The sequence below is a fragment of the Pseudoalteromonas sp. NEC-BIFX-2020_015 genome (assembly GCF_012952265.1).
Taxonomy (GTDB): Bacteria; Pseudomonadota; Gammaproteobacteria; order Enterobacterales; family Alteromonadaceae; genus Pseudoalteromonas; species Pseudoalteromonas neustonica.
On record NZ_JABCJL010000016.1, the window covers coordinates 85,914 to 111,519 of the forward strand.

The 25,606-nt window shown below is 39.6% G+C and carries 21 protein-coding genes and 1 other RNA gene; 16 read left to right on the plus strand and 6 right to left on the minus strand.

What is annotated here, in order from left to right; all coding sequences use genetic code 11:
• Positions 1 to 11 precede the first annotated feature (11 nt).
• Both cydB and HH219_RS13250 read right to left on the minus strand, forming a co-directional pair.
• Positions 12 to 1,151 (minus strand): cytochrome d ubiquinol oxidase subunit II, encoded by a 1,140-nt coding sequence (cydB, locus tag HH219_RS13245; RefSeq protein WP_054205993.1) that lies wholly within the window; start codon positions 1,149 to 1,151, stop codon positions 12 to 14.
• Positions 1,151 to 2,749, minus strand: a complete 1,599-nt coding sequence (locus HH219_RS13250) for a cytochrome ubiquinol oxidase subunit I (RefSeq protein WP_054205992.1) — start codon at positions 2,747 to 2,749, stop codon at positions 1,151 to 1,153. Before HH219_RS13250 ends, cydB begins: the two co-directional genes overlap by 1 nt.
• Before the next feature lie 301 nt (positions 2,750 to 3,050).
• On the opposite strand from HH219_RS13250, the gene lpxB reads away from it, so the two are divergent.
• From lpxB to HH219_RS13280, 6 genes are all read left to right on the plus strand, one after another.
• Positions 3,051 to 4,208, plus strand: a complete 1,158-nt coding sequence (lpxB, locus tag HH219_RS13255) for a lipid-A-disaccharide synthase (protein WP_169327725.1) — start codon at positions 3,051 to 3,053, stop codon at positions 4,206 to 4,208.
• Positions 4,198 to 4,794, plus strand: coding sequence for a ribonuclease HII (gene rnhB / locus HH219_RS13260; RefSeq protein WP_054205990.1), 597 nt, complete (start codon positions 4,198 to 4,200; stop codon positions 4,792 to 4,794). Before lpxB ends, rnhB begins: the two co-directional genes overlap by 11 nt.
• Positions 4,794 to 8,285, plus strand: a complete 3,492-nt coding sequence (dnaE, locus tag HH219_RS13265; RefSeq protein WP_169327726.1) for a DNA polymerase III subunit alpha — start codon at positions 4,794 to 4,796, stop codon at positions 8,283 to 8,285. Before rnhB ends, dnaE begins: the two co-directional genes overlap by 1 nt.
• 16 nt (positions 8,286 to 8,301) lie before the next feature.
• Positions 8,302 to 9,258 (plus strand): acetyl-CoA carboxylase carboxyl transferase subunit alpha, encoded by a 957-nt coding sequence (gene accA / locus HH219_RS13270; RefSeq protein WP_054205988.1) that lies wholly within the window; start codon positions 8,302 to 8,304, stop codon positions 9,256 to 9,258.
• 142 nt (positions 9,259 to 9,400) lie between these two features.
• On the plus strand, positions 9,401 to 10,711 hold the full coding sequence (gene tilS, locus HH219_RS13275) for a tRNA lysidine(34) synthetase TilS (RefSeq protein ID WP_169327727.1): 1,311 nt from the start codon (positions 9,401 to 9,403) through the stop codon (positions 10,709 to 10,711).
• Complete coding sequence (locus tag HH219_RS13280; RefSeq protein WP_169327746.1) at positions 10,708 to 11,046, plus strand: hypothetical protein; 339 nt, start codon at positions 10,708 to 10,710, stop codon at positions 11,044 to 11,046. The genes tilS and HH219_RS13280 overlap by 4 nt, the downstream gene beginning before the upstream one ends.
• A gap of 40 nt (positions 11,047 to 11,086) precedes the next feature.
• Here the strand turns inward: HH219_RS13280 and HH219_RS13285 are convergent, their stop codons facing one another.
• Positions 11,087 to 11,983, minus strand: coding sequence for a GGDEF domain-containing protein (locus HH219_RS13285; RefSeq protein WP_054205986.1), 897 nt, complete (start codon positions 11,981 to 11,983; stop codon positions 11,087 to 11,089).
• Between the two features lie 143 nt (positions 11,984 to 12,126).
• Here HH219_RS13285 and HH219_RS13290 point away from each other — a divergent pair, with 143 nt between their 5' ends.
• On the plus strand, positions 12,127 to 14,103 hold the full coding sequence (locus tag HH219_RS13290) for a cation:proton antiporter (protein ID WP_169327728.1): 1,977 nt from the start codon (positions 12,127 to 12,129) through the stop codon (positions 14,101 to 14,103).
• A 110-nt stretch (positions 14,104 to 14,213) separates the two neighbouring features.
• On the opposite strand, the gene HH219_RS13295 is transcribed toward HH219_RS13290, so the two are convergent.
• Positions 14,214 to 15,359: a patatin-like phospholipase family protein gene (locus tag HH219_RS13295; protein ID WP_054205984.1), complete on the minus strand. Its 1,146-nt coding sequence runs from the start codon at positions 15,357 to 15,359 to the stop codon at positions 14,214 to 14,216.
• A 176-nt stretch (positions 15,360 to 15,535) separates the two neighbouring features.
• On the opposite strand from HH219_RS13295, the gene HH219_RS13300 reads away from it, so the two are divergent.
• The 6 genes from HH219_RS13300 to HH219_RS13325 all read left to right on the plus strand — a co-directional run bounded on the left by HH219_RS13300 (position 15,536) and on the right by HH219_RS13325 (position 21,640).
• Complete coding sequence (locus tag HH219_RS13300; protein ID WP_054455170.1) at positions 15,536 to 16,408, plus strand: DUF3014 domain-containing protein; 873 nt, start codon at positions 15,536 to 15,538, stop codon at positions 16,406 to 16,408.
• 140 nt (positions 16,409 to 16,548) lie between these two features.
• Positions 16,549 to 16,645: signal recognition particle sRNA small type (gene ffs / locus HH219_RS13305), an RNA gene on the plus strand.
• Between the two features lie 133 nt (positions 16,646 to 16,778).
• On the plus strand, positions 16,779 to 17,408 hold the full coding sequence (locus HH219_RS13310; RefSeq protein WP_169327729.1) for a TnsA endonuclease N-terminal domain-containing protein: 630 nt from the start codon (positions 16,779 to 16,781) through the stop codon (positions 17,406 to 17,408).
• A complete protein-coding gene (locus HH219_RS13315) occupies positions 17,401 to 19,224 on the plus strand; it encodes a Mu transposase C-terminal domain-containing protein (protein ID WP_169327730.1) in 1,824 nt (607 codons plus the stop codon). The genes HH219_RS13310 and HH219_RS13315 overlap by 8 nt, the downstream gene beginning before the upstream one ends.
• Positions 19,225 to 19,226: 2 nt before the next feature.
• Positions 19,227 to 20,228, plus strand: coding sequence for a TniB family NTP-binding protein (locus HH219_RS13320; RefSeq protein WP_169327731.1), 1,002 nt, complete (start codon positions 19,227 to 19,229; stop codon positions 20,226 to 20,228).
• Between the two features lie 68 nt (positions 20,229 to 20,296).
• A complete protein-coding gene (locus tag HH219_RS13325) occupies positions 20,297 to 21,640 on the plus strand; it encodes a P-loop NTPase fold protein (RefSeq protein WP_169327732.1) in 1,344 nt (447 codons plus the stop codon).
• Between the two features lies 1 nt (position 21,641).
• Here the strand turns inward: HH219_RS13325 and HH219_RS22035 are convergent, their stop codons facing one another.
• Together HH219_RS22035 and HH219_RS22040 are read right to left on the minus strand one after the other, a co-directional pair.
• Positions 21,642 to 22,355 (minus strand): hypothetical protein, encoded by a 714-nt coding sequence (locus tag HH219_RS22035; protein ID WP_249118525.1) that lies wholly within the window; start codon positions 22,353 to 22,355, stop codon positions 21,642 to 21,644.
• A gap of 176 nt (positions 22,356 to 22,531) precedes the next feature.
• On the minus strand, positions 22,532 to 23,230 hold the full coding sequence (locus HH219_RS22040; protein ID WP_249118526.1) for a hypothetical protein: 699 nt from the start codon (positions 23,228 to 23,230) through the stop codon (positions 22,532 to 22,534).
• 141 nt (positions 23,231 to 23,371) lie between these two features.
• Between HH219_RS22040 and HH219_RS13335 the strand changes: the two genes are divergently transcribed.
• The 3 genes from HH219_RS13335 to HH219_RS13345 are packed head-to-tail and all read left to right on the plus strand — an operon-like array spanning position 23,372 to position 25,603.
• On the plus strand, positions 23,372 to 23,689 hold the full coding sequence (locus HH219_RS13335; RefSeq protein ID WP_169327733.1) for a helix-turn-helix transcriptional regulator: 318 nt from the start codon (positions 23,372 to 23,374) through the stop codon (positions 23,687 to 23,689).
• An 11-nt stretch (positions 23,690 to 23,700) separates the two neighbouring features.
• Entirely contained in the window at positions 23,701 to 24,393 is a 693-nt protein-coding gene (locus HH219_RS13340; RefSeq protein WP_169327734.1) for a hypothetical protein, read from the plus strand.
• A 34-nt stretch (positions 24,394 to 24,427) separates the two neighbouring features.
• Positions 24,428 to 25,603: a TniQ family protein gene (locus HH219_RS13345; RefSeq protein ID WP_169327735.1), complete on the plus strand. Its 1,176-nt coding sequence runs from the start codon at positions 24,428 to 24,430 to the stop codon at positions 25,601 to 25,603.
• Positions 25,604 to 25,606: the final 3 nt, after the last annotated feature.

The following is a 25,606-nucleotide window of genomic DNA, read 5'->3' on the forward strand; positions in this document are numbered from 1 at the left end:
TTTATGTCTCCTTAGTAGCTGCCATGGCTGTTATTTTCAATTTCTTCAACGGTTACCTTGCGCCACATTTTCACATAACACCATGTTGTGTAAGTTAAAATAAGTGGTACAAAAATAACAACCGCAATAAACATGACATTTAGCGTCATATGACTTGATACTGCATCCCATAATGTGAGGCTAATGTTCATGTTATTACTCGATGGCATCACAAATGGAAACAGTGAAATACCTGCGGTCATTATTACGCCAATTAACATCAAGCTTGTGCATATTAAAGCAAGGCCTGATTTATTCACTTTTGATAGCACCCATGCAAGCGCAGCCATAACAAACGCTAAAGTAGGAAAAATAACGGTCCATGGCATTAACGTATAGTTATTCAGCCATGCGCCAGCTGAGGTTGTCACTACTTTACCAAGAGGGTTAGCAAAACTTTGTTTGTCAGGCATCGACACAATTTGGTAGCCATCAATATTAGCAACCCAAAACCCAGCTATAGCAAATAGCACAATAAAAACTAATAATGCGTAGCGGCCATACTGCGCTGATCTTCGAGCAACATGGCTATCGGTTCTAAGTTGCAGCCACATGCCAGCATGTGCAATCAGCATAATGACACTTATCAAACCTGTTAATAATGCAAATGGGTTGAGTAGGGCAAAAAATGAACCTTGATAGCTCGCTCTTAAATACTCATCTAAATTAAAAGGCACACCTAAGAATAAGTTACCAAATGCCACACCAAACACCAATGCGGGGATCACACTGCCACCAAATAATGCCCAATCCCAATTGTTACGCCAGCGCTTAGAATCAATCTTAGAACGATAATCAAAACCAAGCGGCCTAAAAAACAAGGCGAATAACACGAGCATCATAGCGAAATAAAAGCCTGAAAACGCAGCCGCATACACCATCGGCCATGCTGCAAATAAAGCGCCACCAGCAGTAATAAACCACACTTGATTGCCATCCCAATGCGGGCCTACAGTATTAATTACAACGCGGCGTTCAGAATCTGTTTTACCAACAAGGCGTAATAATATCGCTACGCCCATGTCCATGCCGTCAGTGATTGCAAAGCCGATAAATAACACACCGATGATCACCCACCACAATAGCTTTAATGTTTCATAATCAAAAATCATCAGTTTGCTCCTCGGTCATCACTTAATTGTTCATTATGCGAGTTGTCATTTTGGTGTTCAAAATGATATTTACCTGTGTGTAATGAGCTTGGACCAATTTTAATAAATCGGAGCAATAACCAGCCCTCTACAATAGCTAAGCCAATATAGAACAAGATAAACCCAGTTAAACTTATTAAAATATCATTCACAGTCAGTGACGAGGTAGCTAAAAAAGTCGGCAATATTTCTGATATAGCCCAAGGTTGGCGGCCATATTCTGCAACAATCCAGCCAAATTCAATAGCAATCCATGGTAGAGGAATACTCCATACGGCAGCCCATAACAGCCAGCGTTTTTGCTCAATTACACGCTGTGCATTGTAGTAAAAGGCTAATATAAACACGATAAGCATGATCATGCCGCAGCCAACCATAATCCTAAATGACCAAAACATCGGGCCCACTTTGGGAAATGAGTCTTTTACTGCTTTTTGAATTTGCTCCTCAGTCGCATCCACCACATTTGGGGTGTAACGTTTTAGTAATAAGCCATAGCCTAAATCGTCTTTTAAGGTATCAAATTTTGCTATGTTTTCGGGTGTGTCCTGACCATTTCTTAGTTTTTCTAGGTATTGGTAAGCAATCATACCGTTACGAATTCGCACTTCATGCTGTTTTTCTAAATCGTTAATACCTGTAACTTGCTCATCAATAGAACGAGTAGCAATTAAGCCTAAAGCGTAAGGGATCTTAACTGCGCCGTAGGTAACTTGCTTCTGTGAGTCAGGTATGCCGACTAACGTAAATGCAGCAGGTGCTTCTTCGGTATGCCATTCAGCTTCAATGGTGGCGAGTTTTACTTTTTGTACTTCGCCCACTTCATACCCTGATTCATCACCTAGCAAAATAACACACAGTATTGACGCTAAACCAAAGCCACTGGCAACAGAGAAAGATCGTTTAGCAAAGGCTAAATCGCGGCCTTTTAGAATGTACCAACTGCTGATCCCCAGTACGAACATCGATGCGGCTACATAACCGGCAGAGACGGTATGAATAAATTTAACCTGCGCAACAGGATTAAATACCAGCTCGGCAAAACTGGTCATTTCCATACGCATTGTTTGGTAGTTAAATTCAGCGCCAACAGGATTTTGCATCCACGCGTTAGCAATCAAAATCCATAATGCTGACATGCTAGTACCAAAGGCCATTAGAAAAGTAACGGCTAAGTGTTGGCGTTTGGTTAGTCGTTCCCACCCTAAAAAGAACATACCCACAAAGGTAGACTCTAAAAAGAATGCCATTAAGCCTTCAATAGCAAGGGGAGCGCCAAACACATCGCCCACATAATGAGAGTAATAAGACCAGTTAGTACCAAATTCAAACTCCATGGTCAGGCCTGTAGCCACACCAATAGCGAAGTTGATACCAAATAATTTACCCCAAAACTTGGTCATATCTCGGTATATCTCACGACCAGTCATAACGTAGACCGATTCCATGATCACCAAAATCCAAGTCATACCTAGGGTCAGTGGTACAAATAAAAAGTGAAATAGGGCGGTGACAGCAAACTGTAATCGCGATAGATCCACAAAGGTTTCATCTATCATTTTTTATAGCTCCTAGTATGTGATGACGAATCACACAACAGATTAAAGTAGCAAACATTTAACGCACGAAGTTTCAGTAATTACTGAAACTTCGTACATTATTTACTTTTGATGAAATATTGTCAATATATATTAGAAAAACATAATATATATAATAAATGCTACATTAGAATTATGAAGATGCAAATCAGGTGGGCTATTTATATTATAAAAAATGAGATCTCTTAAACGTTTATAGAAACCTTAAAACACGGTAAACTACTCCTTTTATACACTCGAGTTATTTGCGAAATAAATTCATATGAATAAACATAAACAGCCACTGCGTATAGCGATTGTCGTTGGGGAACTCTCTGGTGACATTTTAGGCGAAGGCTTAATTAAAGCACTTAAAAAGCGCTACCCTAATGCCACTTTTGAAGGCATAGCAGGGCCTAAAATGCAGGCGCAAGGCTGCAAAAGCTTATTTGATATGGAAGAATTAGCCGTTATGGGCTTAGTTGAAGTGCTAGGTAGATTACCGCGGTTATTAAAAATTCGTAAGCAACTGGTACAGCATTTCATTGATAATAAACCGGATGTTTATATTGGTATTGATGCTCCTGACTTTAACCTTCGAGTTGAAAAACCGCTTAAAGACGCCGGCATTAAAACAATTCAATATGTGAGCCCATCAGTATGGGCGTGGCGTGAAAAACGCATTCATAAAATTAGCGCAGCAACTAACATGGTGTTGGCTTTATTACCGTTTGAAAAAGCGTTTTATGATAAACATAACGTCCCCTGTACTTTTGTTGGGCATACACTTGCTGATGATATCGCTCTTGAGCATGATGATAGCGCAGCACGTCAGCAGTTAGGTTTAAACCTCGATGATAAAGTATTGGCATTATTGCCCGGTAGTCGAGGCTCAGAAGTGGGCTTGCTTAGCGAAACGTATATAAAAACAGCTGCAGGGCTACAAGCAAAAAACCCGCTTTTAAAAGTTGTAGTGCCATTAGTGAACCCGCAACGTAAAGCGCAGTTTTCTACTATTTTAGCCGCCACAGCACCTAACTTAAACGTACAAATGCTCGATGGTCAATCTGATCTTGCTATGCAGGCAGCAGATGTAATACTTATAGCCTCTGGTACAGCAACCCTTGAGGGCATGTTGTATAAAAAGCCGATGGTTGTTGGGTATAAAATAAAAGCGATGAGTTACTGGATTTTTAAAACGCTGTTTACCTTCAATATCAAATATTTTTCCTTACCAAATTTACTCGCTGATGAAGCACTTGTGCCTGAGTTTATGCAACAAGACTGCACCATTGAAAACTTAACTAACGCGCTAGAGCCGATGCTAAACAGTGACAATAGCGAACTCAAAGCACGCTTTTTAGCCATTCATCAACAAATACGCTTAAACGCCAGTGAGCAAGCTGCCACGGCTGTTGCGGAGATTATAAATGCAAATTGAACGACCAAACCTAGCGCTTATCGCGGGCGTTGATGAAGTAGGGCGCGGCCCATTGGTAGGAGATGTAGTCACTGCAGCGGTGATCCTCGATCCTACTAAACCGATTGCAGGTTTAGCTGATTCAAAAAAATTAACGGATAAAAAACGCCAAGCGCTTGCTATTGAGATTAAAGAAAAAGCGTTGTGTTGGTCAATTGGCCGTTGCAGTCCCACAGAGATTGACGAATTGAATATTCTCCAAGCCACGATGCTTGCCATGACGCGTGCGGTAGAGGGTTTAAGCACCGCACCTGAATTTGTGTTTGTTGATGGTAATCGCCTGCCAGCATTGGCTATGCCAGCGCAAGCGGTTGTCAAAGGAGATAGTTTAGTTGCCGAGATTTCCGCGGCGTCTATTATCGCTAAAGTAGCGCGCGATGACGAAATGATAGCGCTCGATAAACGCCACCCAGAGTATGGTTTTGCGGGACATAAAGGCTATCCAACCAAGGCGCACTTTGCCGCGCTTGAGCAATACGGTGCAATTGAAGAGCATCGAAAAAGTTTTAAACCAGTGCAACGTGTACTGGCAATGCAGGAGAAATAATGGCCGCTCCAGATTTTGTGCATTTACGGGTTCACTCAGACTTTTCGATGGTTGATGGTTTAGCCAAAACCAAACCAATTGTCGCCAAAGCGCAAGAGTTGCAACTACCCGCATTGGCAATAACTGATCAAATGAACTTGTGTGGCTTAGTGCGTTTTTATGAAACATCGCACAACGCAGGCATTAAGCCCATCGTCGGTGCTGATTTTTGGCTACATAGCCCAGAGTTCCCTGAAGGACCATGTCGGTTGGTTATCTTAGCGAAAGATAATACCGGCTATAAAAACTTAACCTTATTAATATCTAAAGCGTATCAGCGCGGGCATTTATTTCACCGTCCAGTGATTGACCGTGACTGGCTTATTGAACACAAAGAAGGGCTTATATTACTTTCAGGTGCTAAAGATGGCGATTTAGGTAAGGCGCTATTAAAGGGTAACCCCGCGATTGTAGAATCGGTGGTGAGCTTTTATAAGCAGCATTTTAGTGATAACTATTACATTGAATTAGTGCGCACTAAGCGCGCACAAGAGGAAGAGTACCTCCATTTAGCGGTTGAGCTTGCCAGCATTGAGCAATTACCTGTTGTTGCTACTAACGAGGTGGTCTTTTTAAAGCCTGAAAACTTTGAAGCGCACGAAATACGCGTGGCCATTTTTGATGGCTATACGCTGGATGATAAACGCAGGCCAAAGCGCTTCTCCGAAGAGCAGTATTTAAAAACGCCTGAACAAATGGCTGAGATTTTTAGCGATATTCCAGAAGCACTACAAAATACGGTAGAAATTGCAAAACGTTGCAATGTAACAGTACAACTAGGCACGTATTTCTTACCTGATTACCCAACAGGTTCACTGAAAATTGACGAGTTCTTAGTTAAAGTATCGCAAGATGGCCTAGAAGAACGGCTACTGTTTTTATTTCCTGATGAAGCAGAGCGCGTAGGAAAACGCGTTGAATACGACGAACGTTTGCAAATCGAACTTGATGTAATCAACCAAATGGGGTTCCCAGGCTACTTCTTGATCGTAATGGAATTCATCCAGTGGAGTAAAGATAATAACATCCCTGTAGGCCCTGGGCGTGGTTCAGGTGCCGGTTCATTAGTGGCCTACGCACTAAAAATCACCGATCTTGATCCACTCGAATTTGACTTACTGTTCGAACGATTCTTAAATCCAGAACGTATTTCAATGCCAGATTTCGACGTCGATTTCTGTATGGATAGACGAGATGAAGTAATCGATCACGTATCAGCCTTATATGGGCGCGATGCGGTATCGCAAATTATTACTTTTGGTACCATGGCGGCCAAAGCGGTTATACGCGACGTTGGACGTGTGCTCGGTCATCCATATGGTTTTGTTGACCGTATATCGAAAATGATCCCAGGTGATCCAGGGATGACGCTCGCTAAAGCGTTTGATGTCGAGCCACGTTTACAAGAAGCCTACGATGGTGACTCTGAGGTAAAAGATCTCATTGATATGTGTCGCATCCTTGAAGGCTGTACGCGTAACGCCGGTAAGCATGCCGGTGGTGTTGTTATATCACCAACCACCATTACCGACTTTGCTGCACTGTATTGTGATGACGAAGGTAAGTTTCCGGTTACTCAGTTTGATAAAAATGACGTAGAAACCGCAGGCTTGGTAAAATTTGACTTCTTAGGCCTTCGTACGCTCACCATTTTGCAATGGGCGGTTGATATGACCAATGTGCGCTTAGCCCGAGAGGGCAAAGAGCCAATAGATATCAACACCATAGAACTCAATGATAAAAAGAGCATTGAGTTATTGCTAAGAGCTGAAACGACCGCAGTATTCCAGCTTGAATCGCGCGGTATGAAAGACTTAGTTAGGCGTTTAAAACCAGATTGCTTTGAAGATATGATAGCCTTGGTTGCTTTATTCCGCCCAGGGCCATTGCAATCGGGCATGGTAGATAACTTTATCGACCGAAAGCTCGGACGCGAAGAAATATCTTACCCTGATGCGCAATATCAGCACGAAAGTTTAAAGCCTATTTTGGAGCCAACTTACGGCATTATCTTGTATCAAGAACAAGTTATGCAAATTGCACAGGTATTGGCAGGTTACACCCTTGGTGGCGCCGATATGCTACGTCGTGCAATGGGTAAGAAAAAACCCGAAGAGATGGCCAAGCAGCGTTCAACCTTTGAAGATGGTGCACGAAATAACGGCATTGACGGCGAACTAGCGATTAAAATCTTCGATCTGGTAGAAAAATTCGCAGGTTATGGCTTCAATAAATCTCACTCTGCAGCTTATGCACTCGTGTCGTATCAAACGCTTTGGATGAAAACCCATTTCCCAGCTGAATTTATGGCAGCGGTTATGTCAGCGGATATGGACAACACTGAAAAAATTGTCACCTTGGTGGATGAGTGTGAGAACATGAAACTCACTTTATTACCGCCAGATGTTAATGCAGGCGAATACAAATTTACGGTTAACCTCAAAGGGGAAATTGTTTATGGTATCGGTGCGATTAAAGGAGTGGGCGAGGCGCCAGTTGATGCGATATTAGAAGCGCGCGCTGAAGGCGGTCCATTTAAAGATCTTTTTGATTTTTGCGCACGTGTAGATTTAAAGCGTATAAATAAGCGTGTTACTGAAAAACTTATTTATGCTGGCGCTTTGGATCAACTTGGCCCGGAGAAAACACAGCCAGCACGCGCCACTTTATTAGCCAGCTTAAAAGACGCTATGCGCGCTGCTGATCAGCACAATAAAGCGGAGTCGTTAGGGCAAACTGATTTATTTGGCCTGCTAGCCACAGAGCCTGATGAAGTGGAGCAAGCGTTTATAAAAGCGATACCACTGACTGATAATCAGTGGCTTGATGGAGAAAAGGAAACTCTAGGGCTTTATTTAACGGGTCATCCGATTAATCAGTACCGTAAAGAGCTAAAATACTACACCAGTGGTCGATTAGTAGACTTACAACCAACAAATCGAGACGTGCAATCAACCGCCGCAGGCCTAGTGATTGCAGCAAGAGTACTGGTAAATAAAAAGGGAAATCGCTGGGGACTTATAACTTTAGATGACAAGAGTGCCCGTATTGATGTACGCTTATTCCCAGAACAGTTTGAAATGTACCAAGATATGCTGCAAATCAACAATATCTTGGTAATATCCGGACAGGTCAGCTTTGATAACTTCTCCGGTGGCATTACAATGACCGCCAGAGATATATGCACGATAGCGCAAGCGCGAGAAAAACGTATAAAAGCGATTAAAATGACGCTGAATATGGTGCAAATCGACGCAAACTTTTTCGATAAGTTACAAAAAGTACTCGAACCTTATAAGTTTGGTACTTGTCCGATTAAGGTTTTCTATCAGCGTCCAGATGCGTTGGCCCAGTTAACCCTCGGGACAGAATGGTGTGTTACGCCAAGTGATGACTTAATTCATAAGTTATCGTTAATGGCGGCGCAAGATGTAGAACTAGAATTTAACTAATTAGGTAGTTTAGAGCATGAGCCTCAATTATCTTGATTTTGAGCTTCCAATTGCAGAATTAGAAGCAAAAATTGAAGAGTTACAAAATATAAGCCGCGCTGGCGAATTAAACCTTGAGTTAGAAGAGGAAGTCAGCCGATTAAAAGAGAAAAGTGCCCAGCAAAAAGAGGAAATATTCTCTAAGTTAGGTGCTTGGCAGGTTTCTCAGTTAGCCCGTCATCCGTTGCGTCCTTATACTCGTGATTATATCGAGCGTATTTTCACGGAATTTGATGAGTTTTCTGGCGATCGCACTTTTGCTAATGATCCCGCTATTCTTGGTGGTATTGCGCGTTTTGAAGGCCAACCAGTCATGGTTATTGGTCAACAAAAAGGACGAGATACTGCAGAGAAAATAAAGCGCAACTTTGGCATGCCAAAGCCTGAAGGTTACCGTAAAGCATTACGCTTAATGGAAATGGCTGAGCGTTTTAAAATGCCAATCATGACTTTCATTGATACGCCAGGCGCATACCCAGGTGTAGGCGCTGAAGAGCGAGGTCAATCAGAAGCAATTGCACGTAACCTTAAAGTAATGGCAGCATTAAAAGTGCCTACTATTTGTACGGTTATAGGTGAAGGCGGCTCAGGTGGTGCACTGGCAATTGGTGTTGGCGATCGTGTTAACATGTTGCAGTACAGCACTTACTCGGTTATTTCACCAGAGGGCTGCGCATCAATTCTATGGAAAAGTGCCGATAAAGCACCTCTTGCTGCAGAAGCGATGGGCGTAACCGCTGCACGTGTTAAAGAGCTTGATTTAATTAATAGTGTGGTAGATGAACCTCTTGGTGGTGCACATCGTAACTATGAAGCGATGGCTCGTAACCTTAAAGCTCAGCTTAAGCGTGATTTAAGTGATTTACAGGCATTGAGCCTTGATGAAATGCTTGATCAACGTTACAAACGTTTAATGTCATTTGGTTATTGTTAATTAATACCAAATTACTGAAAAAAGCCGCTTTTGCGGCTTTTTTGTTTTAAAATGTTTATCAGCTATCAGCTATCAGCTATCAGCTATCAGCTATCAGCTATCAGTAGCAAAGTAATCATTAACTTAGGCAGCGGTTTAATTCATGCATTCAACGTCTTTATATCAACATGTAAAAAACGTCATAACACCTTATGTAGTTGAGCATAAAATCTCATTTACGGTGGCACTTTCTGGTGGCGTGGATTCAGTGGTATTACTGCATGTAATGAATGCGCTGAAAGCTGAAGTACCGCAATTGCAATTAAATGCCGTATATGTAAATCATGGTTTAAGTGAGTATGCTAATAACTGGCAGTCTTTCTGTAAAAAATTATGTGCAACACTGAATATTACTTTTTATCCAGCGCAAGTAAATATCGAAAACAAAGCCCGCACTAGTTTAGAAGAGCTCGCGCGTGATGCTCGCTATCAAGCACTTGATCACCATAGTCCCACAGGCAGTATTATTTTACTTGGGCAACATTTAAATGATCAAATAGAGACGTTCTTACTAAGATTAAAACGCGGCTCAGGGTTACAAGGTTTAGCCTCTATGCGACAAACTAGAACGCTTAATTCTGGTCGCATGTGCTTACGACCCTTGTTAAATGTTACGCGCCAGAATATTGAGCAATTTGCAGATGATTTTAACCTATCACACATTACAGATGATTCAAATTCAGATGAACGCTTCGATCGAAATTTTTTAAGAGGGAAAGTTGTACCCGTTTTATCGGAAAAATTTACAGGATTTGAAAAAAGCGCATCTCGTAGTATTTCGCTTTTGCAGCAACAGCAAGATGTGTTAGATGAATATACCCAATTAGATTTAGCACAATCTCAAAATGAGCATCGAGGATTAAGCTGTGAAAAGATGGGTGTATTTAGCCTGCCTCGTCAAGCGAACGTATTACGGTGTTGGCTTGGGCAGTTCACCCGTTTAATGCCTTCGCAAAAACAAACCCAGCAAATATTATTACAAGGTTTAACGGCGCAACGCGATGCGCAGCTATTGATTCAACTTGCAGAAGGTCAAGTACGTCGTCATCAAGGCTATTTGTACTTTGTTAATGAAAGTGTAACGGCCCAAAAAGAACAGTCAGTCACGAGTGATAATCAAAAGTTGTCTGACGGGTGTTATTTAATGTCATTTTGCGGAGAGGGAGTGAGATCACCATTTGCAGATGAGCAAGTAACTGTACGTTTTAATTGTCCGCAAGCGCGTATTAAGCCATTAAAAAAACCGGGCCATAATACGCTTAAGCATTGGTTTAAAGATGCTAAAGTTGCCCCTTGGTTACGTGCAAATATACCGCTTATTTTTTATAATGAACAATTAGTTTTTGTAGTTGGGCACTTTGTAAGTGCAGAACACTATGAACAAGAAGGTATATTTTGGAAGATAAAAATATGACGACACAACAGCCACACGTTGGCTTATCGTTAGTAAATAAAGCGCCGTTAGGACTTATAGTAACAGCAGTGATTGCAATTATTGCTACAGTTATGTTTGAACTAGACATCATAACGTTGGCTTACTCTATTGCTGGTGGCTTGATCTGCGCAATGATTTTAATTGCCTATTGGTTGGGCAAAGGCGGGTTATTCTTTATTGCGGGAGTGAGTATACCTTTGTTAATGGTGATAGTTATACCACTGACAACGATGGCCGCACTATTATATTTAATTAGTGGTTTCTTTTTTGGTTTTTGCTTAGCGTTATTAGGCTACAAAACATTCACTAAATAGTAAATTAAAGCCTAGAGGGGGAAGCTAGGCTTTTGGTTAGTTAATAGGCTTTAGCGCAATTTCGACCAGATGCTTTCGCTTTGTATAAGCCCTTATCTGCGCGTGCAAAAATTTCATTTTCGCAGTCTTGGCTATTGGCTAAAGTGAAACCAATACTGGTTGTTACTTCATATTGCTTCATTAAATTTGACTCAGTGACTAGGCGCATTACTCGCTGGGCAATGACTTTGTTGGTCGTAAACTCAGGGTCATCAATTAAAACTGCAAATTCATCGCCGCCAAAACGAAATACGCAATCAGTACCACGAATACTACTGCATAACACGCTAGAAAATTCTTGTAGCACATCGTCACCGGTTTTATGACCAAAATTATCATTTACTTGTTTAAAGTTATCTAAATCAAGCAACATTAAACTAAATGGGCGATGGTGACGGCGACAACGCTCTAACTTTTGCGCCAAAACATCATTAAATTGGCTGCGATTATTTAACCCTGTCAATGCATCTTTGGTTGCTAGCTTTAGTACGCGGTTATACATCAATGCATTACGTAAAGGATAAATTAATACGCTGTGTAAGCCTGCGAGTTTTTTTTCAATATTGCCAGTGAGTGGATATTGGCAAAAGTAAATTAACTGGCCTAAATGTTCGTTGTTAATATCTAAATCAAACGAATAAGGCGGTTTGCTATTATCACTGCTAGCGATTTGAGCAACCCCAAGAGAGGATTGAAACTGTAAGCCCGAAAAATTGATAATTTGCTTAGCGTAGTTTGCATAAATCGTCAAAAGCTCTTCTACATTTAGAGTCGTTTGTAATTTCTCTAGTAAACTGTGTAGAGCCGCGGGTTCATTTTTACGGTAGTGCTCTGCCGAAAACGGCAAAAACTCGCCCCGCGCTGAGACTCGTTGTGTCAAAATATGGACGTTTTCCATTGAATTCTCCCCCCAGGAGTTAGTTACTCACTTAACTAAGCTATTTTTGTGCCACAATTTCAAACTGGCTGAAAAACAGATAGTTGCTATAGTTAGAATAAGAACTGATGGATTTTTGACAGCAGCATCGCGAGGAGGCCTCATTGCAAACAGTATTAGCCCAAATATTTGGTTTGCTCCTTGGCGCTGTGGTGCTGGTTTGGCTATTTAAACGCGTAGGTTTACCGCCAATATTAGCTTATCTCGCTACGGGCGTGCTTGCAGGCAGTCATGGCATTGGCTGGATGGCACAAAGCCATGAGATACACTTTATTGCAGAGCTTGGTATTGTTTTTTTATTATTTAGTTTAGGTCTAGAATTTTCACTGGGCCGATTAATGGCAATGCGCAATATTGTATTTGGTCTAGGAACCTTACAAGTTATTGTGACAAGTATTGTTCTGATGCTTATTTTACTCTTACTGAATCTTTCGCTACTCACCAGTTTTACCATCGCGACATTAATGGCGCTTTCATCAACAGCTGTTGTTGTTAAGCTATTAAAAGAATCTGGCGATTTAAAAGAGCGGCGCGGGCAGCTTGCAATCGGTATGTTATTGTTTCAAGACATAGCCGTAGTCCCCCTTTTAATTATTTTACCTCTTTTGGCGCAAAGCAGCGGCTCAGAAGGCATTGCATTTGCGCTAATCATCGCACTTACTAAAGGAGCTTTTGTATGTGCATTATTATGGGCCATAGGCAAATGGATATTACCTAAGGTATTTAATGAAGTCGCTTTAATGCGTACGGACGAGCTATTTGTATTAACCACACTCGTGGTCGCTTTATTTGCTGCAGGGCTAACCTACCTATTTGGTTTATCGATGGCTTTAGGAGCATTTTTAGCAGGTATGATGCTGGGTGAAAGCCAATATCGACATCAATTAGAAGCCGATATTCGACCATTTCGCGATATTTTAATGGGATTGTTTTTTGTTACCGTGGGCATGCAGCTTGATATTTTATTTGTGCTTGGCGTGTGGTATTGGATCATTGCAGCATTGGCTTTAATGTTAGTGCTAAAAATAGGGGTGATCACATTACTTGCCCAACTAATGGGGGAGCGCAAACAAGATGCAATAGCCGCTGGCATTATGCTTTGGCAAATGGGGGAGTTTGGCTTTGTATTAATTGCACTGGCTACTAAGCATCAATTATTAGCTTTGGAGCATGCCTCATTTTTAATCGCAATAGCAGTGATGTCGATGGGTTTAACCCCGTATTTAATAGAACGCACACCATGGTTATTAAAGCAATTTGGTTTCTTAAAAATGCCTCGTAATAAATGGCAGCAAGAGCCGACGAGTAGTATTTTATATCGTAATCACGTAGTTATTTGCGGGTTTTCTCGGGTTGGCCAAACAATAGCACGATTTTTAAAGCCTGAAGCGATCGAATATGTTGCCATCGAACGCAACCCAATACTCGTACAAGAAACTAAAGTAGCAGGCGAACCAATTATATTTGGTCATGTAAAACAAAAAGATATTTTAAAATCAGCAGGAGTAGAGCATGCACGTTTAGTGATTATAACATTCACTGATTTTGAACAAACCCAAGTAGTTATTGATGCGATTAAACAAATAGCGCCTACGGTAAAAATTTTAGTCCGCATGCGAGATGACAGCCAGCTAGAGGCACTTAAAGAGCTAGGTGTAACAGAAGTTGTGCCCGAAACGCTCGAAGCCAGCTTAATGTTAGTATCGCATGTTTTGTACATGTCAGGTGTGCCGATGACACGAATTGTGCGCCGAGTGAGTAAAGAACGACGTAATCGTTATCAGTTTTTACATGGTTTTTTTGCAGGTGATAAATTTGATAGCGAAGAAACTAATGCAGATCGCTTAGAATACCTGCATGTTATTGCGTTACCTGAAAACGCCTTTGCGGTAGATAAAAACATCAGCGAACTTAAACTCGAAAAGCGCAAAGTGTCGGTACGTGCATTACGCCGTCAAGACCGAGAAATAGACACGCCGTCAGTAAAAACGATTTTACTCGCAGGCGATATATTAGTGTTACAAGGCAAGCCACGCAGGGTGGAACGAGTTGAACGTTATATTCTAGACGGCAGTGAGTAGCTAAGCGTATAGAGCAGCTATAATACCCAAATATTAAGCCCCGCGAACGCTGAGTCCTGCATCATGAGGTGACTTGGGTATAAGTTGTAGCCTGAATAGAGAGTCGTGAGCTAATCTAATTCTAAAAACTCACGTATTTGTGGTAACTTTTCTAAACCGTCTTTATAACCAATATCAATTAAGTGTTGGGTATAGCGTTTTTCAAAAAGTAAGTAGCTGGTTAAACTCGATTGTGAGCGTTTTTTAACCCCGATCATACGCAATAAAATCTTAATAGGCAGTGGCATATCGTCATAATATTGCGCTGCAATCGCATTAAAGTTTTCTGATGGATTGATCACGTAAGAATCAATTTGTTTTAGTTCTTGATGTTTATCACGCCCGGGTAAAAGCCCCAAAGTACGATTGATCCGTTCAAGTCGCTCAAGGTCCGATTGCAATGTATCGGTAAATACACTATCGAGTAAGTGGCCAGCAATAGACGACAACCCCGGATAGTGTGGTAAATAACCCGGAGGGTGCAACTCTTTCGGTTGATCAACACCAATAATAAATATTTTTTCAGCGCCAAGGTGTACGCATGGACTCAGAGGTGAAAGCTGGTGGATAGAGCCATCACCAAAGTAATGGTTTTGTACATTTACACTCGGGAACACCATAGGTATAGCACTCGACGCCATTAAATGCTCAACATTTATGCGCGTAGCTTTACCTTCACGCTTAGCACGTTGCCAAGGTAATTGCGTATTAGATTGAAAAAATGCAACAGAATCGCCCGTTGTATAACTTGATGCTGTAATAGATAAAGCATCTAAATAATTGCGGTGTAAGTTACGTTCAATACGGTTTAAATCTAAAATATCGTTAAGTAAATTACGTAAAGGCTGACTGTTTAATAAGCTCGCAGGGGGATGATTTATATGCTCAGACTGAAAACTAGTGAGCATGTTGCGTGTTATATGCCCAAAAACACTGATAAAGTCACTTTTATACACCATAGAAGTAGAAAAGTTTTTCCATACAGAATCAAGCTTTCGTACCGCCAAGTGTGCACATGAAGCATAACTAGCTAAAGCTGCAGAATTAATAGCCCCTGCAGAGGTGCCATTTATAATCGTAAAAGGCAAAGGCGCTGTACGAGGCATGCTTTGCGCGAGCGCTTTAAGCACGCCCACTTGGTACGCTGCGCGTGCGCCACCACCGGTTAATAATAGTGCGATTTTAGGTTTATCTTTATTGACTTGCTTGATTCTCATAATTGCAATTAAACTGTTGACCGTCTTTACTTTATTTATTAACTGTAAGTCTTTAAGCTAGAAGAATCAAAGGATACCTTAGTGATAGTAAATTTTTTATCATTAAGTTGTGAATTATAATCACTTAGGTAACTCTAAGTGAGATAAACGTGCATTTTAATTTTTATGGAGTTCGTATGTCAGATCAATCAACACCGCCAGATATCGAAAAACGTCCACCAAACAATAACTTACTCTTTGCTGCTGTAATACTGGTTATTATTTTATGCGCCGGAGCATTTGTATTATTGAGCTCTGATGAGCAGCCTCAACCCATTGTAGAAGTCGCTCCCACAGCACAGCCTATACAAGAATATCAAACAGTTGAGGAACCACAGCCTCAAATTGAACAAATTGAACCGCCAGCAGCTCAGCCGCAGGTAGAGCGTCCACCAACACGTAATGTTGAACCCGCGCCAGTAGTAGCACCTCTTCCATCATTAAATGAAAGTGACGCTGTAGTGGTCGCGCGCATAGATGATTACTTAAGTGATCAAGCAATGGGCTTACTACTAACAGACGATGTAATACGTCGTGCTGTTGTATTTATAGATAACTTAGCAAAAGGCAAAGTAGCGGTTAAACATGCGCCAGTAGAGCGTCCACAAGATGGTTTTAGCGTGATGGAAGGTGACATTCTCACTATCGACCCAAACAGTTACGAGCGATACACGCCGTATGTAAAAGTATTTACCAGTATGAGTGCGGCACAAATTGTGCGTTTGTATGATGAATATAAACCACTCATTAATGACGCGTACACCGAAATTGGCTATTCAGGTGATGCATTTAATCAAACACTTCAAGAAGCCATTGATTTATTACTAGATACACCAGAGCCAAAAGGTGACATGCCGTTACTGAGAAATTCAGTAACGTACCAGTACGCTTATTCTGAATGGGAACGTTTACCCGCAGCGCAAAAGCAATTATTGCGCATGGGCCCTGAAAACATGAAAAAGGTAAAAGCAGTATTACGTAACGTTCAAAAAGAGCTAGATAACCAGTAATCTTGATAAAGTAGCTTAAAAAACAGTGCGATTGTATGTTTAACACGCAATCGCACTTTCTTTTTGTGTTTACCCTTGAATAACACAGCAAAAGTAGCGATAATCTCTCCCGCGCCAACCAAGGCCCTCAATGGTAGTCTTATTGGTCCTCTCGCAACACTAGCAGGCGAATCTGGTCAGGCCCGGAAGGGAGCAGCCACAGTTTGTGACGTGTGTGCCGAGATGTGGCTGGTAAGACTGCCACCCAAATTCCTCATTTGGGTGTTGTTTGAAGTATAAGTTGACATATTTGTACTAAAAGATGGCATAAATTGGAAGTATAAGGTGGCATAGTCTAGTATTTAACCAAGTGGTTAGATGGTTGACTCACATGTACAGAAGAAAACTCAAACACTCCCGTGTTAAAAACCTCCATAAATTTGCTAGTCAAAAAAATAAATCTACCTGTTTAGTTGAATCCTCTTTAGAGTTTGATGCTTGCTTTCATTTTGAATTTTCACCATCAATAGCCGCATTTGAAGCACAGCCACTAGGTTACGAATATCAGTTTGATAACCGTACTTGCCCTTACACGCCTGACTTTTTACTTACCCACACAGATGGCACGCAAAAATTTATTGAAGTAAAACCGCAAAGCAAAATTGCTGATGAAGATTTTCGTGCACGTTTTATTGAAAAGCAATCTATCGCTAAGCAAGGTGGACGCGATTTAATACTGGTTACTGATAAGCAAATCCGTGTATACCCAACACTCAATAACTTAAAGCTTTTGCATCGCTACTCTGGATTTCAGTCTTTAACAGAGTTGCAAGCATCGGTGCTAAAGCTTGTTAAGCAATACGGCTCTATTAAAGTAGGGCAGTTAGTTAGCTTTTTAAAAGTAACTGCCGGTGAGCTACTTGCTACGGTGCTACGCTTATTATCACTAGGGCAGTTATTTGCCGACTTAACTACAAATGAAATATCAATAGAAACAGCAATTTGGTCTAACAATGTTTAATGACGGGCTGTTTGAAGATGAATTTAACCAGCCATTACCAAAAGTAGAAACCAAACCACCTCAAAATTACGCCAAAGATTTACAAGCCCTTCCTGAAAAAATAAAAACAACAACATTTGCTAAACTTAAATATATTCAATGGCTTGAGGCTGATATTCAAGGCGGTTGGACACAAAAAAACCTTGAGCCTTTATTAAAAGTAATGCCTGAAGTTGAGGGAGAAAAAAAGCCCAGTTGGAGAACCGCTGCACGATGGTATAGCGCTTATACCAATGCAGATAAAAATATCATGGCGCTAATACCAAGCCACCAAAAAAAGGGAAACAGGGAGCGCGATACAGCCACCGATAAGTTTTTTGAAAAGGCACTTGAGCGTTATTTAGTAAAAGAAAAACCATCGGTGGCTTCGGCTTATAAGTATTATGCAGACTTAGTTGTTATTGAAAACGACAGTGTTGTAGGCAGTGTTTTAAAGCCTTTAACATACAAAGCGTTTAAAAACAGAATAGATAACTTACCGCAATACGAAGTAATGATTGCTCGTTATGGTAAGCGCCTTGCTGATATTGCTTTTAATAAAGTAGAAGGGCATACACGGCCTACCCGAGTACTCGAAAAAGTTGAAATTGACCATACGCCACTTGATCTTATCTTATTAGATGATGAGCTGCATATCCCACTTGGTCGGCCAACACTCACTATGTTAGTAGATGTGTATAGCCATTGTATTGTTGGCTATTACTTTAGTTTCAGTGAGCCCAGCTATGATGCAGTAAGGCGAGCAATGCTAAATGCAATGAAACCTAAAAGTGATGTGGCAAAACTATACCCAGATACGATAAATGAGTGGAAATGTGCTGGCAAAATTGAAACTCTCGTTGTTGATAATGGCGCTGAATTTTGGAGTAACAGCCTTGAACTTGCTTGTGAAGAAATAGGCATTAATACTCAATATAACCCTGTCGCAAAGCCTTGGTTAAAACCCTTTGTAGAGCGTATGTTCGGCACCATTAACACTGAATTATTAGACCCTGTTCCTGGTAAAACCTTTTCTAACATTTTACAAAAGCATGAATACAATCCCAAAAAAGATGCAATCATGCGCTTTACGACCTTTATGCAGCTATTTCATAAATGGGTAGTAGACGTTTTCCATCAAGATGCCGACAGCCGCTTTAAGTACATACCAAGCCAATTATGGGATCAAGGCTTTAATAAGTTACCACCAACAATGCTGAGTGATGCTGACCTTCAACAACTAGATGTTGTACTCAGTATTTCAAACCATCGGGTGCTTCGTAAAGGTGGAATAAGGCTAGAAAACTTAAGCTACGACAGTACTGAACTAGCAAACTATAGAAAACAGTTTAGCCACAAAGTATCTCAAGAAGTTTTAATTAAATTAAACCCCGATGATATTTCTTATATATACGTTTACCTCGATAAGCTAGAGCATTACATAAAAGTGCCATGCATAGACCCAAACGGTTACACCCAAAATTTAAGTTTGAATCAGCATAAAATAAATATACGTATTCATCGCGATTTTATTTCGGGCTCTATCGATAATGTAGGCTTAGCAAAAGCGCGTATGTTTATTCATAATAAAATTCAAAATGAGTTTGAAGAGTTAAAAAATGCGCCAAAACACTCAAAAGTAAAAGGGGGTAAAGCATTAGCTAAGCATCAAAATGTAAATAGTGACTCACAAAAATCAATAGCTCAGAGCGAGCCAGTAGAACCCAAAAAGGTTACACCTAAAGAGCAACCAGCTGATAGTTGGGATGACTTTATCTCAGACCTAGATGGATTTTAACTATGCTGACCGATAAACAAAAAGAAAAGCTGAATGAATTTCGTGATGTATTTATTGAATACCCAATAATAACCACTGTATTTAACGACTTTGACAGATTAAGACTTGGTAAAGGGTTAACAGGTGAAAAGCCTTGCATGCTGTTAAATGGAGATACAGGCACAGGTAAAACAGCACTAATAAAACAGTATAAAGAACGTCACTTACCGCAATTTATTAATGGAGTGATGAATCACCCCGTATTAGTCAGCCGCATACCTAGTAACCCAACATTAGAATCTACTTTAGCCGAGCTTCTTAAAGACTTAGGTCAAGTAGGCAGTACAGAGCGCAAGCTACGAATAAACGGTACTCGGTTAACGACATCATTAATAAAATGCCTAAAAACGTGTGGCACAGAGCTTATAATTATTGATGAGTTTCAAGAGCTAATTGAACACAACCAAGGTAAAAAACGCCGCGAGATTGCCAATCGATTAAAATACATTAACGACGAAGCGGGTGTATCAATTGTATTGGTAGGTATGCCGTGGGCAGAAAAAATAGCAGACGAACCGCAGTGGTCATCGCGTTTATTAGTAAGGCGGCAGCTGCCTTATTTTAAACTATCAGAAAACCCAAAGCACTTTGTGCAGTTAATAATTGGCCTAGCCAACCGTATGCCATTTACCGAAAAGCCAAACCTAAGTGAACAAGCAATAGTATTTGCTTTGTTCTCACTATCAAAAGGCTGTTTTAGAACGCTTAAATACTTTTTAGATGATGCCGTACTTTATGCACTAATGGATAACGCGAAAACCCTCACAACCAAGCATCTAGTTAAAGCATTTGGAGTACTGTTTCCTGATGTACCAAACCTATTTACCTTGCCTGTTGCAGAAATAACAGCAAGTGAAGTCGAGCGCTATTCACTTTATAAACCTGAAAGCGCCAAAGATGAAGATCCGTTCATAGCGACTAAGTTTACTGACCGGATGCCGATCAGTCAGTTGTTGAGGAAATAGGTTATACGGAGTCATGAATCTAGATTACTATTATTCTAATATTAAAAAGTTAAATTATTAGGGAAAATATGAACAACACATTTGAAAGTCGTGATGAGTTTCATCGCAAGCCTGTAGCAGAAAACATAATTAAACTTTTGAGTTCATCTTTGGATATATCTCCTATGATGCTTGATGGGAGTTGGGGAACGGGGAAGTCTGAATTTTGTCAAAAAACAATTAATTTATTCAAATTAAAGGACACTCACCATTTAATCTATGTAGATGCATTTAAAGCTGATCATGTAGGTGAACCACTTGTCACGCTTCTATCAGAGATAATTAAGTTACTGCCAGAAAAAGAGCAGCCAGGCTTTATTAAAAAGATTATACCAGCTACAAAATTTGGACTTAAAACAGGAGGAAAAGCTTTTATTGGACATATTCTTAGGCAAGATTTTGCTAGTGTCGCTGATGACTATGACAAAGATATTCAAAAAGCCGCAGATAAAGCCATTGATGCTACAGTTGAGTCAATTATAAAAGATCAGGTACAAGCTGATAAAAATCTAACTTCCCTTAAAGATGCGATATCCAAAGTAGCAGAAGAAAAAGCTATAGTGTTTTTTGTTGATGAGCTAGATAGGTGTAAGCCTAGCTTTGCTGTAGATGTTCTAGAGCTTATTAAACACGTATTTGATATCGACAATGTTCAATTTGTATTGATTACTAACTCCCAACAATTGAGAGCATCTATAAATCATTGTTATGGTACTGATGTTGACTCTCAAAAGTATTTAGATAAGTTTTTAAAATTCACTATTAAACTCAGTAATAAAACTATACCAAATAGACTTGAACCAATTTTTGCTTCCATGACCTTATTTGAAAAGTTGGTTCGGGAAAATCAGCATTTACCAACAAACCTTTACTCACCTGCATTACCTAAAAAATTTATTGAGTCGATAATTATTAACCTAGAGCTATCTTTACGAGAAGTCGAAACGCTTGTTAGGTATCTGGAAGTGTTGCAAGTCTTAACCGAGGGAAAGGCATTTTCAGAAAACAATCATTTGGGGTATTTATTGTTAAATACACTAGCTGTTGTTATCTATTGTTTCAAGCCCGATTTAGCTAATGAAATAAGCAACTCTAAGTATGATGCTAAAGAGATTGCTAATATCTTAGGAATAAAGAAAGTTAACCCATATCCTGAAGGTCATAATAGACCTTCGGTTCATGAAGTTCTAATGGTCGTTTTAGCTAAAGATTGTGATGTTAATACCGCTGAATTTATTCCTAAAGAAGATCAGGAACGTTGGGACAAAACAATAAATGGCGGCTTTTTTAATTGGGGCATAGACCCTGGCTACGCCATTCTAGAGCTTAAAAATACATTCGAAGTATTAGGGCTGCAACCTTCCGGTGCTTAATTTATTTGATTGAAGGGGACATTTGCAATCTCAAGTTGTAATTTCTAAAAAAAACACCAGAGATTTTTTCAACAGCAAGTGTCTCCTCAAAAAATGATAAGCAAGTATTTATAATACTTTCAGGCTTTAGTAAGTGATCTAATTTATATGAAACATTCATTTTATCTGCTTGCTCGACAAAAAATTTGTAATTATGGGAAAGTGGAAATTCATTTTTTAGTAGCTCAAATATGTATTTTGTATCTATGGGTGTACCTATTGGGTAGCTGTCAATAAACTCTGTTAATTTACTAAATATTAATATGTACCAGCGATCAAACATCCAAAGCTGAGGGTGTGAATTATTTGTTTTTAATAGAGCTGGATACTTGGGATTTTTAACATTAAAATTTTCGTTGGGAGCCATATCACTTTGTGAAGTTAGCCACATTTTCCATTTAGGGTAATCATTTGAAAAATATCTATCTTGTTCTAATGCATAAATGTCAGCATAGTTTGTTACATGATCTATAAACTTATATTTTTCTAGCTGCTCTTCTTTTTCAGAAATAGCTATAAATTTTGCTCTTTCTAAAGCCGAACCTGGAGGTGTAAAGTTTAGCCATTCGAACTTAAATTGTTTTGATTTTTTTATTCGACCTACGATTATTTGGCCTGAATCTTTTTTGAGGATATCGGGGGTATCATTTTGAAATAAAAGAGCAATATTTAACACTCGTTCTTGGTTAGAATTATTAAGAGCTACGCACTTCAATAGTAAAAAATTTTCATGCTCTACTTCAAGTGAAACTTTTTCGAACTTTATACTTTTACTTTTTACTACTTGGGCAGATAAATCGTAATTTTCACCTTTGATATTATGGTTAAATCCAATGTTGTGGCTGGGTATTTTTAGTTGTTGTCGTTTTTTAAGTTATCAAATTTACGTAGAGCTTGTTTTCTTGACTCTTCAATTTGTTGTCTAATTTTTTTATTCATTTCTATTTGGTTGAGTTCAACTTTTTGATTAATCTCTTCTCTTAATTGATCCTCACACCAACCAAATAACCAATTAGACGTATCATCATTATGCTTAAGCGCACAATTTACATCGGTATAATCAGAATCAATATAAGCAGATAAATCATACTCTAAGGAAGCGATTGTTTCGTCACGGTAAAAGTTAATTTTTTCTGCGGAGCAAGGCGATGTTACCTTGATTTCCACTAATAAATCACCAATATCAGTTTCTAACTTCACATCGGCGATGTATTTGTTATGAATGCTATATTCAAGTTTTACAGAGTTAATTAAGGCTTTTCTACTAGTTTCAGTTTTACTGTAACCTCGATGATAAATAGTAACTTCTGGAAGGTTTATTGTTTTAGCCGTTAAAAAATATTCTTGAGCGTACCGATGCAAAGCGGTCATTAAGCATGTTCTAGACTCTTCTTTTGTAGTGTGAGCAAATGAGTGTGCTTTTATTTTCCCTCCATTGCGTGCAATTAAAGGGTCATTACATGCGATACAAAAACAGTTACATGCTTTACCATTTTTGACGTTATTTATTGAAACAATCTTACCAGAAGCTTCACTAGCAAAAACAAGCATAAAATCCCTTTTAACTCATGAATTTATAGTTTAAGACATTACTAATTAAGTGTATATTTAAAAACTAAAATATCCTTAGTACACTTATGGGTTAGATACTAAGAGAATCTTAGCAATATATGTTTTATAGCTAAGGTTCACATGGAAACTCCAACACCTTCACGCCTAAAATCTGCAAGAAAAGCAGCAGGCCTTACTCAGCAACAGCTAGGTATGGCATTAGGCATGGAGCCAAACACGGCTAGTGCTCGCATGAACCAATACGAAAAAGGCAAACATGCCCCTGATTTTTTAACCATGAAACGCATCGCTAAAGAGCTAGATGTACCAGTAGCTTACTTTTATTGTGAAGAGGATAAACTGGCCGAGCTAATACGTGTGTGGAGTAATATGAGTGAAGATGTGAGAAATCAAATTATTCAAATAACGAAAGATAACTCTAGTGAGTCAGATCTATAGTGATGAACTTCATGGCTAACACTCAAATTGAGTTGCAAGAGGTAATCGAGGAGCTAAAAGTCGAAGTTTTGCCACGAGGAAAAGGCAGGACGTCAGAGCAATGTGAGCAATGGGTTTTTCGTGAATCATTAAATCTATTTTTTTGCTCTAACGAGGTGGAATTACCATTCAAAGTGACAAAAAGAGAAAAACCGGATTTTCACGTTGAGATGGCTGGAACTAATTATGGAGTTGAATTAACTGAAATAATCCACTCAGATCACGCTAAGGCCTTGACTTTGCATCAAGCAAACGTGGTAGACCCTTCACTCTTCAAGTTGAAACAGCCGCACAGAACGAAGCAAGAATTAAAGGAAGTTGCCTCTAGGAATAAGCTGACAGGTACCCCTTGGATGGGAGATAGTAGTGTTGAGCATGAGTTTGCCCAATCTGTTTACGATACCACTTTGAAGAAGCATAAAAAACTCAAGTCACATTATACTCAGTACCCTGTAAACTGCTTGCTAGCTTATCATAATCATTCAAGCCCATGCCTAAACTACGAAAAAGCCCTAAAATTTACCGAAGAAAAGCTGAGCCTATACTGGGGGAATGGTTTTGATTTCGTTCTAGTTTTGAAGCATGGAAGCTTATTTGTTTTTTCCAAAAGAAAAGTGTTCATATTGAAGCCAAATGAATTTGACGAAGTAATAAATACGAACTAAACCTAAACTAAGATTTTCTTAGTTTAGGTTGGCGATGCATTTTTTAGTTCAAACAAAACCTTATCCTGATGAGGCGCTTGAAAGCTATTTGCTAAGGCTTGCAAGGAATAACTCATACGATGGCTATAGTGAGCTTGCTGATATTTTGTGGCAATGGCTTGCAGAGCAAGATCATGAGCTTGAAGGTGCGTTGCCGTTGGAGCTAAGTAAGGTTGATGTTTATCATGCTAGGCAAGCGAGCAGCTTTAGAATAAGAGCGCTTAAGTTGGTAGCTCAATTAGCAGATGTTAACGCTGGTGATATTCTTGCGCTTGCATGGCGGCGCAGTAATTTTAAATTTGGCAACCTTGCCGCAGTAAGCCGAAATGAGCTAACAATTCCCCTTGAGCTACTTCATACTGATAACATACCTGTTTGCATTGAATGCTTGTCTGAATCTTCATATATTCCTTTTTACTGGCATTTAAAGCCCTATAAAGCGTGTCATAAGCATAAAACACAATTAACCTCACAATGTAGAGAATGCCATAACTTAATTGATTACAGAGCTTATGAGGGGTTTTTAGAGTGCAGTTGCGGTTGTAAACTAACCAATAGTGAACAGTTAAACGATGCAGACTTTAAAATTGCATTTGCTCTTGCAGGTAATAACAGCCAAAAAATAGTGGGGTTAATATCTTGGTTTGCTAAGGTTAAACAACTTGATGTATGCGATGCTGACTTTAACAGTACTTTTGTTAATTACTTTAGTACTTGGCCTAATGGTCTTACAGCTGAATTTGATTTACTTACAAACAATGCGCGACTCAAACAACTTAACCCTTTTAATAAAACTAAGTTCAACTCTGTCTATGGCAATATGATCCGTGATGGTCAAATAGCTGCAACAAGTAACCGTAAGAACAAAGTAATTGATGAGATTATTAATTATTTTGTCGAATTAGTTGATAGTAACCCTAAAGCTAAACACCCAAATATTGCAGACTTACTACTTTGTACTTTTGATACCGCAGTATTGTTAAACACTACCACAGAGCAAGTTTACAGGCTTCATCAAGAAGGCTTTTTAAACTGTGCTTATCCACAAAAAAAGCACGAACAGCTCAGAGCTGATAGCCATGTATTTTATTTACGCCAGGTAATTGAGCTACAGCAAGCATTCGCAGCTGAAAAGCCTCAAACAAAAAAACAATTTATAGCGCCGTGGTAATTT

Excerpts from the sequence above, each read along its gene's own strand:
- HH219_RS13345 (WP_169327735.1), top strand. The coding sequence starts at position 24,428 with ATGCATTTTTTAGTTCAAACAAAACCTTATCCTGATGAGGCGCTTGAA.
- lpxB (WP_169327725.1), top strand. The coding sequence starts at position 3,051 with ATGAATAAACATAAACAGCCACTGCGTATAGCGATTGTCGTTGGGGAA.
- HH219_RS13300 (WP_054455170.1), top strand. The coding sequence starts at position 15,536 with ATGTCAGATCAATCAACACCGCCAGATATCGAAAAACGTCCACCAAAC.
- tilS (WP_169327727.1), top strand. The coding sequence starts at position 9,401 with ATGCATTCAACGTCTTTATATCAACATGTAAAAAACGTCATAACACCT.
- accA (WP_054205988.1), top strand. The coding sequence starts at position 8,302 with ATGAGCCTCAATTATCTTGATTTTGAGCTTCCAATTGCAGAATTAGAA.
- HH219_RS13295 (WP_054205984.1), bottom strand. The coding sequence starts at position 15,359 with ATGAGAATCAAGCAAGTCAATAAAGATAAACCTAAAATCGCACTATTA.
- HH219_RS13285 (WP_054205986.1), bottom strand. The coding sequence starts at position 11,983 with ATGGAAAACGTCCATATTTTGACACAACGAGTCTCAGCGCGGGGCGAG.
- HH219_RS13315 (WP_169327730.1), top strand. The coding sequence starts at position 17,401 with ATGTTTAATGACGGGCTGTTTGAAGATGAATTTAACCAGCCATTACCA.
- HH219_RS13280 (WP_169327746.1), top strand. The coding sequence starts at position 10,708 with ATGACGACACAACAGCCACACGTTGGCTTATCGTTAGTAAATAAAGCG.
- rnhB (WP_054205990.1), top strand. The coding sequence starts at position 4,198 with ATGCAAATTGAACGACCAAACCTAGCGCTTATCGCGGGCGTTGATGAA.
- HH219_RS13310 (WP_169327729.1), top strand. The coding sequence starts at position 16,779 with ATGTACAGAAGAAAACTCAAACACTCCCGTGTTAAAAACCTCCATAAA.
- HH219_RS22040 (WP_249118526.1), bottom strand. The coding sequence starts at position 23,230 with ATGCTTGTTTTTGCTAGTGAAGCTTCTGGTAAGATTGTTTCAATAAAT.
- dnaE (WP_169327726.1), top strand. The coding sequence starts at position 4,794 with ATGGCCGCTCCAGATTTTGTGCATTTACGGGTTCACTCAGACTTTTCG.
- HH219_RS13250 (WP_054205992.1), bottom strand. The coding sequence starts at position 2,749 with ATGATAGATGAAACCTTTGTGGATCTATCGCGATTACAGTTTGCTGTC.
- cydB (WP_054205993.1), bottom strand. The coding sequence starts at position 1,151 with ATGATTTTTGATTATGAAACATTAAAGCTATTGTGGTGGGTGATCATC.
- HH219_RS13320 (WP_169327731.1), top strand. The coding sequence starts at position 19,227 with ATGCTGACCGATAAACAAAAAGAAAAGCTGAATGAATTTCGTGATGTA.
- HH219_RS13335 (WP_169327733.1), top strand. The coding sequence starts at position 23,372 with ATGGAAACTCCAACACCTTCACGCCTAAAATCTGCAAGAAAAGCAGCA.
- HH219_RS13340 (WP_169327734.1), top strand. The coding sequence starts at position 23,701 with ATGGCTAACACTCAAATTGAGTTGCAAGAGGTAATCGAGGAGCTAAAA.
- HH219_RS13325 (WP_169327732.1), top strand. The coding sequence starts at position 20,297 with ATGAACAACACATTTGAAAGTCGTGATGAGTTTCATCGCAAGCCTGTA.